10 protein-coding genes and 1 pseudogene are annotated in these 16,085 nt (G+C 55.5%); 8 read left to right on the top strand and 3 right to left on the bottom strand.

Annotated features, from left to right (window positions below; translation table 11 throughout):
- Window positions 1-10 precede the first annotated feature (10 nt).
- Window positions 11-463: a LysR family transcriptional regulator gene (locus JCM17844_RS16320; RefSeq protein ID WP_210431225.1), complete on the bottom strand. Its 453-nt coding sequence runs from the start codon at window positions 461-463 to the stop codon at window positions 11-13.
- A 378-nt stretch (window positions 464-841) separates the two neighbouring features.
- Here JCM17844_RS16320 and JCM17844_RS02810 point away from each other — a divergent pair, with 378 nt between their 5' ends.
- Both JCM17844_RS02810 and JCM17844_RS02805 read left to right on the top strand, forming a co-directional pair.
- Entirely contained in the window at window positions 842-2,086 is a 1,245-nt protein-coding gene (locus tag JCM17844_RS02810; RefSeq protein WP_210431224.1) for an efflux RND transporter periplasmic adaptor subunit, read from the top strand.
- Window positions 2,087-2,089: 3 nt separating this feature from the next.
- The gene (locus JCM17844_RS02805) at window positions 2,090-5,266 is read left to right on the top strand and encodes an efflux RND transporter permease subunit (protein WP_149999537.1); all 3,177 of its coding nucleotides are present in this window, start codon (window positions 2,090-2,092) and stop codon (window positions 5,264-5,266) included.
- Window positions 5,267-5,318: 52 nt separating this feature from the next.
- On the opposite strand, the gene JCM17844_RS02800 is transcribed toward JCM17844_RS02805, so the two are convergent.
- The gene (locus JCM17844_RS02800) at window positions 5,319-6,542 is read right to left on the bottom strand and encodes an NAD(P)/FAD-dependent oxidoreductase (RefSeq protein ID WP_149999536.1); all 1,224 of its coding nucleotides are present in this window, start codon (window positions 6,540-6,542) and stop codon (window positions 5,319-5,321) included.
- Between the two features lie 105 nt (window positions 6,543-6,647).
- Between JCM17844_RS02800 and JCM17844_RS02795 the strand changes: the two genes are divergently transcribed.
- On the top strand, window positions 6,648-9,254 hold the full coding sequence (locus JCM17844_RS02795; protein WP_149999535.1) for a patatin-like protein: 2,607 nt from the start codon (window positions 6,648-6,650) through the stop codon (window positions 9,252-9,254).
- Here JCM17844_RS02795 and JCM17844_RS02790 read toward each other — a convergent pair.
- Window positions 9,181-10,181, bottom strand: a pseudogene (locus tag JCM17844_RS02790) (zinc-binding alcohol dehydrogenase family protein); the annotation flags it as partial. The gene JCM17844_RS02795 and the pseudogene JCM17844_RS02790 overlap by 74 nt on opposite strands.
- A gap of 256 nt (window positions 10,182-10,437) precedes the next feature.
- On the opposite strand from JCM17844_RS02790, the gene JCM17844_RS02785 reads away from it, so the two are divergent.
- The 5 genes from JCM17844_RS02785 to JCM17844_RS14190 all read left to right on the top strand — a co-directional run bounded on the left by JCM17844_RS02785 (window position 10,438) and on the right by JCM17844_RS14190 (window position 16,081).
- Window positions 10,438-11,259 (top strand): sulfite exporter TauE/SafE family protein, encoded by an 822-nt coding sequence (locus JCM17844_RS02785; protein ID WP_149999534.1) that lies wholly within the window; start codon window positions 10,438-10,440, stop codon window positions 11,257-11,259.
- A 113-nt stretch (window positions 11,260-11,372) separates the two neighbouring features.
- The gene (locus tag JCM17844_RS17505) at window positions 11,373-12,401 is read left to right on the top strand and encodes a methylmalonyl-CoA mutase family protein (RefSeq protein ID WP_149999533.1); all 1,029 of its coding nucleotides are present in this window, start codon (window positions 11,373-11,375) and stop codon (window positions 12,399-12,401) included.
- A complete protein-coding gene (locus JCM17844_RS17500) occupies window positions 12,398-13,294 on the top strand; it encodes a methylmalonyl-CoA mutase family protein (protein ID WP_149999532.1) in 897 nt (298 codons plus the stop codon). The genes JCM17844_RS17505 and JCM17844_RS17500 overlap by 4 nt, the downstream gene beginning before the upstream one ends.
- The gene (gene scpA, locus JCM17844_RS02770; protein WP_149999531.1) at window positions 13,291-15,483 is read left to right on the top strand and encodes a methylmalonyl-CoA mutase; all 2,193 of its coding nucleotides are present in this window, start codon (window positions 13,291-13,293) and stop codon (window positions 15,481-15,483) included. The genes JCM17844_RS17500 and scpA overlap by 4 nt, the downstream gene beginning before the upstream one ends.
- Window positions 15,484-15,919: 436 nt before the next feature.
- A complete protein-coding gene (locus tag JCM17844_RS14190; RefSeq protein WP_210431222.1) occupies window positions 15,920-16,081 on the top strand; it encodes a hypothetical protein in 162 nt (53 codons plus the stop codon).
- The last annotated feature ends 4 nt before the right edge of the window (window positions 16,082-16,085 follow it).

Raw genomic sequence — 16,085 nt, 5'->3', positions numbered from 1 at the left:
GATGTATCGCTCAGCTCTGTTGCCAGCCGGAAGGCACATCCACCTGATCGTCAATGAAGCTGCGGATACTGTCGGAAATATCCAGTTCGATGGTCACAAGCGGATGGCGCTTGTTGAAGTCGGCAACCAGCGGCACAAGTTTTTTGCGGCCAAATTCCGTGGGGGCTGCAATGCGCAAGGCCCCGGATGCAATGCCCCGGCTTTCCTTGATGACATGGCCCACTTGTTCCAACTCGGCCAAGGGTTGCCGCACACGGTCCAGAAGCAATTCACCTTCCAGGGTGAGGGCCATTTTTCTCGTGGTGCGTGTGAATAATTTGACCCCGTAATCGTCTTCCAATCTCCGGATGGCTTGTCCAACGGCGGCAGGGGAAACACCGATGGCCCGTGCGGCTGCAGCAAAGCTTCCCAAACGGGCCGTATAAACAAAAGCATGGAGTGCCGTGGACAGATGCGGTAACATTATAAATCCATTCTTCATTCTTTGCTGGGCATTGTCGTTGGAAAAGCCCGGCCATACCCCATTATAAGGGGGAATGGGATGGCTGTGAATGTGTACGAATTCTGCGATTGTATTTCACTTTTCTGTGAATTGGCGTCTGTAATCGCGTGGCTGTGAATGTCCTTGGCCCTTTTTTCCTTGGGAATGGGGTATGCGGCCCATTCGAAAATTTATGTTTTGAATGTAACAAGCTGCCGCGGTCTAATGCTGCGGCGCAAAAGACGCCAGATAGTGGGCTCTCAAAAAAGAGGGCCATGCGCTTTGCCATGCTCCGAATTCCAATATTGCCCGCCATCAAGGTCGTCGGGCGGTCTTGGTCTGTATATTAAAGAGGAAAGAATGTCTTTTAATCCGACTGAGCCTTTGTCGCGCCTTCGTTCGCATAAGCGTCGTCGTTTTCCGATGATTGCTGTTTCTGCCATTGCCTTTTTGGCGCTGGGCGGCGTGTTTTATAAGGGCTGGCATTCTGAAAGCGCCGTGGCACAGGCCCAGAACGGGGCGGCCCAACCTGCGCTTACCGTAACGGTCAGTCATCCGGCGGTGCGTGATCTGGTGGAGTGGGATGAATATACAGGCCGGTTTGAAGCTATCGACTCCGTGGAAATCCGGGCGCGTGTCTCGGGCTATCTGACAGAGATTGCGTTTGAAGACGGGGCGCGGGTGGAAAAAGGCGATCTGTTGTTTCGCGTTGATCCCCGGCCTTTTGACGCGGCGCTTGATCGGGCGAAGGCAGATCTGGCCTCGGCCAAGGCGACCCTTGCCAATGCCACTCGCGATGTAGAACGCGGTGAGGAATTGGTGAAAACAGCCGCCCTGAGCCGTGAGGTTCTGGATCGCCGAAAGCGCGATGAAGATGTGGCCCGTGCACAAGTGGCGGCGGCGCAAGCCTCTTTGTTATCGGCCCAGATCAATCTGGATTACACATCCATCCGGGCTCCCATTACCGGTCGTGTGAGCGATGAACGGGTGTCTTTGGGCAATTTGGTGACGGGGGATCAAACGATCCTCACCACGCTGGTCTCGGAAGATCCCATCTATTTCGAGTTCACCATCTCTGAAGCGGATTATCTGGATTATGCGCGGATGATGGCTGAGCGCGGTCCTGATCAGGTGATCCCGGTTCAGGTGCGCTTGATGGATGAAGATGAATTTGCCCATGAAGGCCGCTTGAGCTTTGTGGACAACCAGCTGGACCGGTCCACCGGCACCATGCGCGTGCGCGCCACTTTGGACAATCCCCAAGGGCTTCTTTTGCCGCAAATGTTCGGGCGGGTGCGCCTTGCTGCTTCTGAAAGCCGTGAAACCCTTTTGATTACCGATAGCGCCATTCAAAGCGATCAGGGGTCGAAATATGTCTGGGCGGTGGATGCCAATGATGTGATTGTGCAAAAGCGCGTGGTTCTGGGCCCCTTGATGGGGGATTGGCGTGTTGTGCGTGCCGGTGTGACTTCGCAAGACCGTATCGTGACCCAAGGCGTACAGTTCGTTAATTCGGGCATGAAAGTGCGCCCTGATCTTCATCAGGTCGATCCACAGATCGTGCAGGCCTTTGAAGCGCCGATGCCTGTTGATGAAAGGGGCTGATCGGTGAGATTTGCACATTTCTTTATTAACCGCCCAATTTTTGCCAGCGCAATTTGGGTGCTCACCATATTGGTGGGGCTGATCGCCTATCTGAATTTGCCGGTTGCGCAATATCCCGATGTGGCGCCGCCCACCATTCAGGTTACGGCAAGCTTCCCCGGTGCATCGGCTCAAACGGTATCGGAAACGGTGGCATCCGTCATTGAAGAAGAAATCAATGGCGTCGAGAATATGCTGTATATCAGCTCGCAATCCACCAATGCGGGCACGGCAACCATTCAGGTGGTGTTCAATCAGGGGACTGATCTCGATATTGCGCAGGTTTTGGTGCAAAACCGTGTTGCTTTGGCTGAACCGCGCTTGCCGGCAGAGGTGCGCCAGCTTGGCGTGAGCACTGTCAAATCCAATCCCGATGCGCTGATGGTGGTGCATCTTTATTCCCCCGATCAAAGCCGCAATCAGCTTTATATCTCCAACTATTACCGCTTACAGATGCGCGATGAATTGCAGCGTCTCAATGGGGTGGGGCAGGTGCAGGCTTTCGGTCTGCGCGAATATGCCATGCGTGTGTGGATCGACCCTGATCGGGCTGCGCGTTTTGACCTGAATGCGGGGGATATTGTTGCCGCACTTCGGGGCCAAAATCTTGAGGTTGCCAGTGGCACCCTGGGCCAGCAACCCATGGATAATCCCGGTGCGTTTGAAATCTCGGTACAAACGCAGGGGCGGTTGCGCACAGCAGATGAATTTGGCGATGTGGTGCTGAAATCCAGCCCCACTGGCGCTCTTGTGCGGCTCAAGGATGTGGCGCGTTTGGAGCTGGGCGCACAGGATTATGCCACCAATGCTTCTTTGGATGGCAAGCCGGCCCTGGCTTTGCTGTTCAATCAAGAACCCGGTGCCAATGCTTTGGAAACAGCGGAAACCATTCTGGAAACGGTGGCGGCCATGTCCAAGCGTTTTCCCGAAGGCTTATCCTATGATGTGGTGTTCAACCCCACACAATATGTGGCGAAATCCGTTGAAAAAGTTCAGGAAACCATTTTTGAAGCGGTGATTTTGGTCGCACTTGTGGTGTTTGTGTTCTTGCAAAGCGTGCGCGCCGCCATCATTCCCATCGTGGCCATTCCGATCTCGCTGATCGGGACCTTTGCAATGATGCAGGCCTTTGGCTTTTCGCTTAACAATTTGTCCTTGTTCGGATTGGTTTTATCCATCGGGATCGTGGTGGATGATGCCATTGTTGTGGTGGAAAATGTCGAACGCAATATGAAGGAAGGGATGTCGGCACGGGACGCCGCGCACAGAACCATGGATGAAGTGGGCGGGGCATTGATTGCCATCGCGCTTGTGCTGTCGGCCGTGTTTATCCCGACGGCATTCCTGACGGGTATTTCCGGTGAATTCTATCGCCAGTTCGCCATCACCATTGCCAGCGCGACGATCATTTCTGCGGGTGTGTCGCTTACCTTGTCGCCTGCTTTATCGGCAATCTTGCTAAAACCGCACAGCACGAAAGATCATAGCGTGCGGTGGTGGCAGCGCCCGATAAATGGGTTCTTTTCCCGGTTCGAGCGGCTTTTCGATCGGGTATCCCACGGCTATTCCGCCCTGACCGGAAAGCTGATCCGCATGAGTGTTCTTGTATTGGCGGTTTATGTGGGCCTTATGGCTTTGACGGGGGTGCAGTTCGGGCGGGCCCCTACGGGCTTTATTCCTGCCTCGGACCAATCCTATCTGATTACCGTTGTGCAAATGCCTGCGGGTACGTCTTTGAAGCGCACGGAAGATATGCTGCAACGGGTTGTAACAACGGCGCTGGATCATCCCGATGTGGCCCATGCCGCAGCCTTTGCCGGGCTTGACGGGGCAACCTTTACCACCGCATCCAATTCGGGGACCGTGTTTTTGCCCTTGAAGAATATCGGGGACAGAATGGATCGCGGGCGCACGCTTGATATGACCCTTTCCGATCTGCGGCAAACCTTCGGGCAATGGCGCGAGGCACGCATTCTGGTCATTCCGCCGCCACCGGTACGCGGCATTGGCAATTCCGGCGGTTTCAAGATGTATGTGCAAGACCGGTCTGGCGCTGGATATCCGGCACTGGAAGGGGCCACTTGGTCTGTTGCCGGCCCGGCCAATCAACTGGCACCTACGGAATCCGTTTTCACGGTATTCAATACGGCTTCGCCGGAGATTTATGCGGATATCGACCGCATCAAGGCCGAACAATTGGGCATTCCTGTGGAAGATGTGCTGGATACTTTGGCCGTTTATATGGGATCGAGCTATGTGAACGACTTTACCCTGTTTGGCCGTTCTTATCGGGTGACGGCGCAAGCCGATGCTCCTTTTCGGAAAACGCCGGATGATATTGCACGGCTGCGGGTGCGCAATGCAGATGGCAATATGACCCCCATCGGGTCGGTTGCCACCTTTGAAGATCGCATCGGGCCATACCGTGTGGCGCGCTATAATCTTTATCCGGCAGCGGCGGTGCAGGGGGATGTGACCGCAGGTTATTCGACCGGTGAAGCGCTTGATGCCATGGAGCGTCTGGCTTCGGAAAAGCTGGGGGAAGATTTCAGCTTTGAATGGACGGAACTGGCGCTTCAGCAAAAGCTGGCGGGCAATACAGCGGCCATCGCCTTCTCTTTGGCTGTTGTGTTCGTGTTTATTTTGCTGGCTGCACAATATGAAAGCGTGACCCTGCCTTTGGCGGTGATCCTGATCGTTCCCATGTCGCTTTTATCGGCTGTATCGGGTGTTTTGATGCGGGGAATGGATGTGAATATTCTGGTCCAGATCGGCTTTATCGTGCTGATTGGTCTGGCTGCCAAGAATGCCATCCTGATCGTTGAATTCGCCAAACAGGCGCAGGACAAGGGCATGTCGGCTGAGGATGCTGCCGTGGAAGCCGCGCATTTGCGCTTGCGGCCCATCATCATGACCTCTTTTGCCTTCATTCTTGGGGTTCTGCCTTTGGTGATCGCCAGCGGGGCGGGCTTTGAAATGCGCCAATCTCTTGGAACGGCGGTGTTTTTTGGAATGTTGGGGGTGACGGGCTTTGGCTTGTTGTTCACGCCGGTGTTTTATGTCACCACCCGAAAGGCTGCCGACTGGATGGCGCATCGGCTTTTAAAACGTCCCATATCCGCCCCCGCATCTGCGAAATAGGGCGGTCAAGAAACGGAACGGCGGCAGGGTTTTGAAAGACCTTGTCGCCGTTTCAATTGGTGATGCACTCCTTGAGGGGGATGTCAGGATCGGCCAGCGCTTCTTTATTTGGTCGGGTGCCTGATGCAATCAGCCTTTTTGCCTGCACAAAATCCTTCATGCGGTTGATGGCTTCCACCGCCACAAGCTGGCCATTGCGCAGATGCACAACACTGATGGCTGTGCCATCCTTGGCGATGCGGGGGATTGCTTCATCACCGGGGGCAAACAGTCCGGCGCTTTGCAGTTTCAGATCATATTGATCGGACCAAAACCACGGCACGGCATCATAGGCCTTCGGGCTGCCAAGGATTGCACTGGCCACGGCTTTTGCTTGATCGATGGCATTTTGAACCGATTCCAGCCGGATCGCTTCCGAGGCCGCGGGGTGGTGAAAGCGGGTGCAATCGCCCGCCGCATAAATGCCTTTGGCGGATGTTTCTCCATAAGCGTTCACCATGATGCCGTGATCGGTTTGAAGGCCAATGGCTTGGGCAAGGGCGGTTTCCGGTTCCACCCCGATGCCCACCAGCAATAGATCGGCCTTTATGCGGCGTCCATCGGCCAATGTTACGGCTACGAGACGCCCATTGTCCCCTTCGATGGAAACAAGCGCCGACCGGGTAAGGATTTCCACCCCTTCTTTTTCATGCCTGCGGCGAAAAAAATTCGCAATCGGGGCCGAAGCCGTGCGCGGCATCAAACGGGGCGCCTGTTCTAAAACGCAGACATCTTTGCCCATTTGCCGGGCCGCGGCCGCCACCTCCAGCCCGATATAACCGCCACCGACAATGACAAGCTGCTGCATATGCTCAAGGGCTGTGCGCAGTTGGAGGCTGTCGTCCAGACTGCGCAGGCTGTAAATGCCTTGCAGATCTGCGCCGGGGCAGGCAAGGGTTCTGACTCGCGCCCCTGTTGCCAGGACCAGATGGTCATAGGGATAACGTGCGTTGTCCGATGTTGTGACGGTTTTTCTGTCGGGATCAATATGGGTGGCGGTTATGTCTGTTTTCAGATCAATCTGCTTTTGCGCATAAAATTGTTCGGCGCGCAGCAAAAGCTGGTCTTTTGAAATGGCCCCCATCAAATATCCCTTGGATAAGGGGGGGCGTTCATAAGGCGGCGTGCGTTCCGATCCAAGAAGGGTGATCGCCCCGTCAAATCCACCATTGGCAAGGCTTGAGGCGACCTGACAGCCAGCCTGACCCGCACCGATGATCACGACATGTTGTGCCATTGATATATCCGGCTCCCCGTATGTTTGAACTGTGGCTCTATGAACCCTCTTTCAGAAGGGTTAGCATAGCAAATGCTGGGGCAACCATAACAATCATCGGATGAAATGGACCAACGCACAGAAAACACGGCGAGCATGGACGATCCGCAGGTTAAAGCGAAGAGCGCAACACACCGGGAACGGGAATTGCGGCTGGCGCTGGTGTGTTATGGCGGTGTGTCTTTGGCCGTTTATATGCACGGCATCACCAAGGAAATCCTGAAACTGGTGCGCGCGTCCCGGGCTTGTCAGGATGCCTCGATGCGGTCTGACGGCACGGCATGCAGCTATGAAGAAGCGGGCGCGAAAAAACCCGATGAAGTGGATAGCGAACGCATCTATTTCGATATGCTGTGCCATATTAAAGAACAGGTGGATTTGCGCGTGGTGGTGGATGTGCTGGCCGGTGCTTCGGCTGGCGGGATCAATGCCGTGATGCTGGCCCGCGCTTTGGCATATGATCTTTCTTTGGATGAACACCGGGATTTATGGCTCAATCTTGCGGATGTTTCGGAATTGTTGGAACCCAAAGGCCGCGCCAAGCTGTGGTCGAAACCCTATATGCGCTGGTTTTTCTGGGGCTTGACCCAATGGCACAAAAACCGGGAAGAAGCCTTGGGAGCTTTAGGCCGGAACCGCGAGGTTCTGGAAAAACTGTCTTTGTTTACCCGATCCAAATGGTTTGAGCCGCCGTTTTCCGGAACCCGCATGAGCGAAATGATGCTGGATGCGGTGACAAAGATGGGGAAAGTCGGCAACAACCCTTCTTCTTTATTGCCAAAAGGACAAGTGCTTGATCTGTTGGTGACAGCCACCGATTTTTGGGGACACCGGGAAGCCATTATGTTGCATGATCCGCCCATTATTGATGAGCGTGAACACCGGCATATCCTGCAGTTTTCTTATGTGCAAAAGGCCGATGGCAGCATCAAAAGCCAGTTGGGCGATGACGATCAGGCGTCTTTGGCTTTTGCGGCACGGGCCACAAGTTGTTTTCCCGGTGCTTTTCCTCCGGCGCGTTTGGCGGAAATGGACGAAGTGGTGGCGCGGCGCAAGGTGGATTGGCAAGGCCGGTCGGCTTTTGTGAGCGAAAATTTCGCCGCACTTATCGATGCGGGGGAAGATCCCGAAGAGGCTGCCTTCATTGACGGCAGCGTGTTAATGAACAAGCCCATTTCCTTGGCCATTGAAGCCGTACAAAGCAAAGCCGCCCATCGCGAAGTGGATCGCAGGCTTGTGTATATCGAGCCGAACCCGGAGGTGAAGCGCAGTTTCGAACGCGAGGTGCCGGGCTTTTTCAAAACCGTCAAAGGGGCGATGTCCGATATCCCGCGCAATCAACCGATCCGTGACGATCTGGAATTTCTCGCGGATTTCAATAGCCATGTGCGGACCCAAAGACAGGTTATTCATGCCGTGCGGCCCACGGTGATGCGCATGATTACCGAATTGATGGGCGATCGGCTGGATGCGGCACCCGATGTTGGCCGTTTGATCACATGGCGTGGCACGGCCAATGAATGTGCCGCCCGTGATGCCTCTTATGCTTATGATGGCTATGCGCGGATCAAGGTTTTATCGGTGCTGTCCGATGTAGCGGGACGGTTGCAGCAATGCGCGCGCTTGCGGGATCGATTGGAATCGGAAGCTGCGGTGGATGCATGGGCATGGCGTGTGGGCGTTCGCCCTGTGGGGAATGCCTCTGACCAGGCTATGCGTAGCGAAGGGGTGGCGTGGATTCATTTCCTACGCCGCTTTGATATTCGCTATCGGGTGCGGCGCTTGCGCTTTGTGATCCGCCGCATAAACGAGCTTTATGGTGAGCTGACTGCCGATAGCAAGGGAGGCATTCGCTTGTCGCGGGCATGGCTGAACAGCTTGAAATCCAGCCTGTATCAGCAGATCGACGATCTCCGCAACCGCGCCACATGGCCGCGGTGCCCTGACCGGGTAAAAGAGGAGGCCATCGAAGAGCTTTTGGAAAGCATGGCCTTGAAAATGGGTCTGGTGGATGCCGATATCGGTGTGGATCAATTGCTGGCCCATGCGGGGGAACATTGCCCCGATAAAACCTTATGGCGCGAGATTGTCATCGCTTATCTGGGCTTTGCCTATTATGACGTTTTGATCTTTCCCATGACCCAGTGGAAAACCTTGGATGAACTGGATGAAATCAAGGTGGATCGCATTTCCGTCAATGATGCCAATACCTTACGAAAAGGCAGCTCGCGAGAGATTTTGAAAGGCGTGGAACTGGGCAATTTCGGTGCGTTTTTCTCGCGGCAATTCCGTGAAAATGATTATCTGTGGGGGCGCTTGACCGGTGCGGAACGGCTGGTGGATATTCTGGCCAGCGCTGCACCGGAAGCGGTTCAATCCGGGGATTTCAATGTTTTGGAATCGAAAAAACGCCTGTTTTTGGCGATTTTGGATGCCGAAGCCCCGCATCTCACCAAATTACGCGCCCAGATCAAATCCTTGAAGGCCGAGGCCGAGCCCTTTAGCCATCGGCTTTTTATGGCACGAAATCCTTTCGGCCCAGCCCTGCCCTGCCGGCCTTCTGGATTGAGTGGCACGAGGGATGCTTGGCCTTACCAGCTTCCACGACGATTTTGCCCTTTGCCTTGCCTGTTTCGATCAACGCATGGGCGGCGCGGATATTTTCGGCATTGATGGGAGAAAATACCGTGTCGAGCGTGGTGCGGATATGTCCGGCATTGATTTCATCTGCCGCATAATTCAGCAGATTATGCTGTTCGATCATGTCTGGCGTTTGGTGCATGGCGCGGGCGAACATGAATTCCCAATGCAGGCTGGCGGCTTCATCTTCATACCATCCATGGGCATTGGCAGATCGGTATCATCGATGGAAACAATCCCGCCTTGCGGGCGGATCAGTTCCACCGCCGTCTCCCAATGGCGCATGTCGTTGAATATGGCGATATGGTCCATATGTTGAAAGCCCAAAGCGCGCACTTGTTCCACCATGGGTTTGCGGTGGTTGACCACATGATCGGCCCCCAATTCCCGAACCCAGCTTTCGGTTTCCGGTCGCGAGGCCGTGGCAATCACAACAAGACCGGCGGCTTTCGCCAGTTGGATGCCGATAGAGCCAACACCGCCGCCAGCGCCGATGATAAGGATCGACTGGCCTTTGTCTGCGCCGTCGCGGTCGATGCGCAGCTTGTCGAAAAGCGCTTCGTAGGCGGTGAGCGTGGTCAAAGGCAGGGCTGCGGCTTCGGCAAAGCCGAGGCTTTTTGGCTTTGCCCCTACAATGCGTTCGTCGATCAACTGGAATTCTGCATTGGAGCCGGACCGGGTGATGTCGCCCGCATAATAAACCGCGTCACCGGGCTTGAACAAGGACACATCCGGGCCGACGGCTTCGACAATTCCGCTGGCATCCCAGCCAAGAACGCGGGGTGTTTTTTCGATGATGTCTTTGGGGGCGCGTATTTTGGTATCCACCGGATTTACGGAGATAGCCTTCACAGAAACCAGAAGGTCATGGCCATCAGGCGTAGGGCGGGGCAGGTCCACATCAAGAAAGGCTGAGGGGTTTTCAATCGGCAAATAATGGGTAAGGGCAACAGCTTTCATTTTGAAGTCTCCGCATGTTCAGGGAAGGGGGGCAAAACAGGATGTCGGGGCAGGGGAACAGGTTTAGCATGGATAGGGGCAATGTTGGTCAGGTGGATCGGCGTTCAAGCAAATTGATTATGCCGGATGAACGAGAATTTCTTGTCCATGCGGGCCATCATCGGATGGAAGAAGGGGCGTGCTGGCTGGCAAAGGGCGCGTGGCGTGCTAAGCAGGGGCGGATTTATATGATGTCTTGCCCTTTAGATGGTGATCTATGCCGGAATTAAGCGCTGATTTGTTGAGTATGATTGCCATGTTGGCGGCGGCGGCGGCCATCGCGGGCTTATTGGCGGGGTTATTGGGCATTGGTGGCGGGATCATCATGACGCCGGTGCTGTTTCAGGTATTTGTTTGGCAAGATGCCGCCCAGGATTGGCGTATGCATATGGCGGTGGCCACATCCTTGGCGATCATTGCGCCCACCACTTTATCTTCTGCACGGGCTCATGCCCGTCTTGGCTCGGTCGATAAAAAGCTGGCACGGCTTTGGGTGCCCGCGGTGGCTATTGGTGCCGTTATGGGGGCTATTTTGGCGCGGTTTTTGTCGAGCGAGGTCTTGATGATCGTCTTTGCCGGATTTGCGCTTTTGATGGCCGTGAAAATGCTGCTTCCTCTTGATCAATACCGCATTGGCGGGGATGTGCCGCGCGGAAGTCTCGGCACCATTGCGCCGGTGCTGATCGGTGGACTGGCCAGCCTGATGGGCATTGGCGGCTCCACCTTTACGGTGCCTTATCTGACACTTTTCGGCATGCCGGTGCATCGGGCTCTGGGCACGGCGGCGCTGGTGGGATCGCTTGTCAGCATTGTGGGGGCCATAGGATTTATGCTGAGTGGCTGGTCGGTGGAAACCAATCTGCCCATGATGCTGGGATTTGTGAATGTGCCTGCGGTGTTGCTTGTGGCGCCCATTGCGGTGTTTGTGGCCCCTTTTGGCGCAAAGCTGGCCCATAAAATGAAACGGCGGACTTTATCGGTGTTGTTTGGCGGGTTTTTGATCCTGACAGCGGCCCGCCTGATTTCCAGCCTGATTTAACAAGGATAGCAAACACAAAGCCTTGTGGTGTTGTGACCTGTCTTGACCCTTGCCTTGGCCCCGGAATAGGGCCTAAATCCCTCCTGATGTTTTACTGATCCAAGGGGTCCGGAATGCCTGATAGCACGCTCAATCTAGCCGCAGGGTTTGATACCCCCAGCTATGAAGACTGGAAAACGCTGGTTGAAAGCGGTTTGAAAGGCCGGTCATTTGATCGTGCCATGATGTCTGATGCGCCGGATGGCTTTCGCATCAAGCCTCTTTATACCAGTGCGGATTTATCTCCGGTCCCCGATGCCGCCGGCTTTCCCGGTTTTTCGCCTTTTGTCCGCGGGATGACGGTGGATGGGCGGGGCTGGCAGGTGCATCAACGCCATGATCACCCCGATCCAAAGCGTGCCAATTCGCAAATTTTGAAAGATCTGGAACGGGGGGCAAGCGGGATCACGCTGGTGATTGACCCGACGGCCCAAAAGGGCGTGGCCATCCATGATCTGGAGGATCTGGATCAGGCGCTTCTGGATATGGATCTTGCCATTGCGCCCCTGCATCTGGAAGCAGGCCGTTTCGGTATTCCGGCGGCAGCGCTGTTGATGGCGCTTTGGGATAAGCGGGGCTTGGCTTTCGATGCGGTGTCCGGCCATTTCGGCGTGGACCCCTTGGGGGCTTTGGCGGCTGAAGGATCATTATTGTCGCCTTTGCCTGATGCCTTGCGCGAAGCCGGGGCTTTGGCTGCCCAATGCCATGACCGTTTTCCCAAGATGACAGCGCTTTCTGTATCCAGTGAAGCGGCCCATTCCGCGGGCGCGACCGAGGCGCAGGAACTGGCCATCGCCTTGGCCACCGGACTTGCATATTTGCGGGCATCGGAACAGGCGGGATTGGCTTTGGACGATGCGGCCAGACAGATCCGTTTTTGCTTGATGGCGGATACGGATGTAACCTTGACCATTGCCAAATTCCGCGCCATGCGGTGCCTTTGGAGCCGCGTGCTCATGGCGTGCGGGGTAGCGCAGCCGATTATGGCTTTGGACGCGCAAACGGCACCGCGCATGATGAGCCGGCGCGATCCCATGGTGAATGTGCTGCGGGCCACGATGGCCTGTTTCGGCGCGTCTATTGGTGGGGCGGATGCCTCATGATTAGTCCTCATACGGATGCCATCGGCATAGCAGATGATTTTGCCCGCAGGATCGCCCGCAATGTGCAGATCATTTTGGCTGAAGAAAGCCATTTGGGGCGGGTGATGGATCCGGCAGGGGGGTCTTTTACCATGGAAGCCCAAAGCAATCAGTTGGCGGAAAAGGCATGGGATATTTTCCAGTCCATTGAAGCGAATGGCGGGATGGAAGCCGCTTTGATGGATGGTAAAATCGCTGCCATGTTGGAAAAAAGCTGGTCGAACCTGCAAAAAGATGTGGCAACCCGGCGTGTTCCGCTGATTGGCGTGTCGGAATTTCCCAATATCCATGAAACGGCAGTGGCGGTGGAAAGCGTGGACCGGGCAGCCTTGGCAAAAGAGTCCATGAAGGGCGTGGAAATTGCCGCCAATGCCGCAACGCTTCCGCCTTTGCCGCGGTATCGGCTGGGGCAGGATTTTGAAGCGCTGCGCGATCGGGCCGATGCCCATGCGGTGCGCCCAAAGGTGTTTTTGGCAACCGTGGGACGCGTGGCCGATTTTACCGCACGGGCCACATGGACGCGGCATGTGTTTGAAACCGGTGGCTTTGATGTGGTGATTGGCGAGGGCGGCTTTGATGCCGGGTGCATTGCCGACCAGTGGCAATCCCTTGGCGCATCAGAGGTGGTGCTCTGCGGTGCGGACAAGGATTATGCCGACCATGGTATGGACATCGCCAAGGCTCTGAAAGCGGCGGGTGCACCGCATCTGATGCTGGCAGGAAAAGGGGGCGATCAGGAAAGCGCATGGCGCCATGCGGGCGTGGACGGTTTTCTCCATATGGGCATTGATATCGTTGCCCTGTTAGGCGCGGCCCATGATCGGGCAGATGCAGCACAAGGAGCAGGCCAATGAGCCATATTCCCGATTTTACAAAAATTGGCTTCAAAAGCGATAGCAAGGCCGCCAACCGTGCCGCATGGGACAAGGCCTTTGCCCAAACCACCGGCAAGCCGGTAAACAAGGCTGATTGGACAACGCCCGAAGGCATTGATGTGCCGCCGCTTTATAGCCAAAGTGATGTGGCCGGACTGGATTTTATGGATGGCAAGCCGGGTTTTGCGCCTTTTTTGCGCGGGCCTTATCCGTCCATGTATGTGGAACGCCCCTGGACCATTCGTCAATATGCGGGGTTTTCTACGGCAGAAGAGTCCAATGCCTTTTACCGGCGCAATCTGGCGGCCGGGCAAAAAGGGCTTTCGGTGGCGTTCGATCTGCCCACCCATCGCGGCTATGACAGTGATGATGAACGGGTGGCGGCGGATGTGGGCATGGCCGGTGTTGCCATCGATTCCATCTATGATATGCGGCAATTATTCGATGGAATCCCGCTTGATAAAATGAGCGTATCCATGACCATGAATGGTGCGGTGCTGCCTGTTTTGGCGCTGTATATCGTGGCGGGTGAGGAACAAGGCGTGTCGCCGGAACAGCTTTCCGGCACCATTCAAAACGATATTCTCAAAGAGTTCATGGTCCGCAACACCTATATCTATCCGCCGGCCCCTTCCATGCGGATTATCTCCGATATTTTCGCCTATACGTCCCAGCATATGCCGCGCTTCAATTCCATTTCCATCAGCGGCTATCATATGCAGGAAGCTGGTGCGACGGCGGATCTGGAACTGGCCTATACGCTGGCCGATGGCATTGATTATGCCCGCGCCGGGATCAAGGCCGGGCTGGAGATCGACCGCTTTGCGCCGCGCTTGTCGTTCTTTTGGGCCATTGGCATGAACTTCTTTATGGAAGTGGCCAAAATGCGGGCCGCCCGGTTGCTGTGGGCCAAGCTGATCCGCGACAATTTCCAACCAAAAAATCCGAAATCCCTTTCCTTGCGCACCCATTGCCAAACCTCTGGCTGGTCGCTTACGGCGCAAGATGTCTATAATAATGTGACCCGCACTTGCATCGAGGCAATGGCCGCCACCATGGGCCATACCCAGTCTTTGCATACCAACAGTTTTGATGAAGCCTTGGCCCTTCCCACGGATTTTTCCGCACGCATTGCCCGGAATACCCAGCTTGTGATCGCCCATGAATCCGGTATTACCCGCAGCATCGATCCTTGGGGCGGCAGCTATTATGTGGAACGGCTGACCCATGATCTGGCGGCCAAAGCGCTGGCCCATATTGAAGAAGTGGAAGCCGAAGGCGGCATGGCCAAGGCCATTGAAGCGGGTATTCCCAAAATGCGGATCGAAGAAGCTGCCGCGCGCACCCAGGCGCGGATAGACGGAGGCCGTCAAGCGGTGATCGGCGTCAATAAATATCCTTTGGATGAAACCGAAGAGGTGGATGTTCTGAAGGTGGACAATGCCGCCGTGCGCCGTGGCCAGATCGAGAAACTGCAAAAATTGCGGGCCGAACGAAGCGAGGACGGGGTGAATGAAGCGCTTGCAGCCCTTACCCATGCGGCGCACTCTGGGTCTGGCAATCTTTTGGAACTGGCGGTAAATGCCGCACGGGCCAAGGCCACGGTGGGGGAAATCTCGCTGGCTTTGGAAAAGGAATTCGGGCGCCATAAAGCGCAGATCCGGGCCATCGAAGGGGTGTATAAAAGCGAAGTGGGTAAAAACAGCGAAATATTGTCCAAAGTGCATGAAAAGGTTGAAGCCTTTGAGGCACGCGAAGGACGCAGACCGCGTATTTTGATCGCCAAGATGGGTCAGGATGGCCATGATCGCGGCCAAAAGGTGATTGCCACGGCCTTTGCCGATCTGGGCTTCGATGTGGATATCGGCCCGTTGTTCCAGACACCGAAGGAAGCTGCCCGTCAGGCTGTGGAAAATGATGTGCATATCGTCGGCGCAAGTTCGCTCGCGGCGGGGCATTTAAGCCTTGTGCCGGCCTTGCGAAAAGCGCTTCAGGATTTGGGGCGCGAGGATATCATGATCGTGGTGGGGGGCGTGGTGCCGCCACAGGATTATGATGAACTGAAAGCCGCCGGGGCCAAGGCCATTTTCGGCCCCGGTACGGTGATTGCCGATGCCGCTTTGAAGCTTTTGGACGATCTCGCCCCAGCGGATCAAGGCGCGGATTGAAGGTAGATTAGCGTCCGCCGACGACCGGCAGGGCATTGGACGATAGAACAGGCCGAGACGAAAGCTATCCGCGATCGTTTCGGCCTTTTCAATGAACAGCTCCGCAATATCCTTGGGACATACCTGATGGGCTGTTTGGCGAAACAAGCCCAGCCAGATATCAAAATCCGGCTCGGTGATGCCGGTGATGCGGGCATGGGTGGCCATGGGCCGTCCTTTGAACCGTGCCGTTTTCAGCATCACCGATGACCAGAAATCGCACATTTTCTCAAGATGCACCGGCCAAGGCTCGCTTATGGCTCCGTCGAACAAAGGGCCAAGCCGATCATCGGCGCGCACTTTGTCGTAAAATCCATGCACAAGCCTTTTGATCATCACCTCATCAATATCGGGATGAAGCGCAAGGCGTGGAGAGCGGGTATCTGGCGAATGGGCCATGGACGTGATCCTGAAGGGCTGTTTTTGTGCATATGGCTGGGTTAGTGTTGATATGCCAGTCTATCAGGCCGGTTTGTTGCTTTCCATCTTCCTGTCAGAAGGAAAGCCGCAAAGGATCAACGCATTGCTTTTGCGCTTCTATGCGGTGCGTCTGGATTGAAAAA

Origin of the sequence: Iodidimonas gelatinilytica, from assembly GCF_008579125.1 — a bacterium.
In the GTDB taxonomy this organism is placed as follows: Bacteria; Pseudomonadota; Alphaproteobacteria; order Sphingomonadales; family Rhodothalassiaceae; genus Iodidimonas; species Iodidimonas muriae.
Note: the sequence above shows the minus strand (reverse complement) of the source record. Positions and strands in the feature narration are given on the sequence as shown.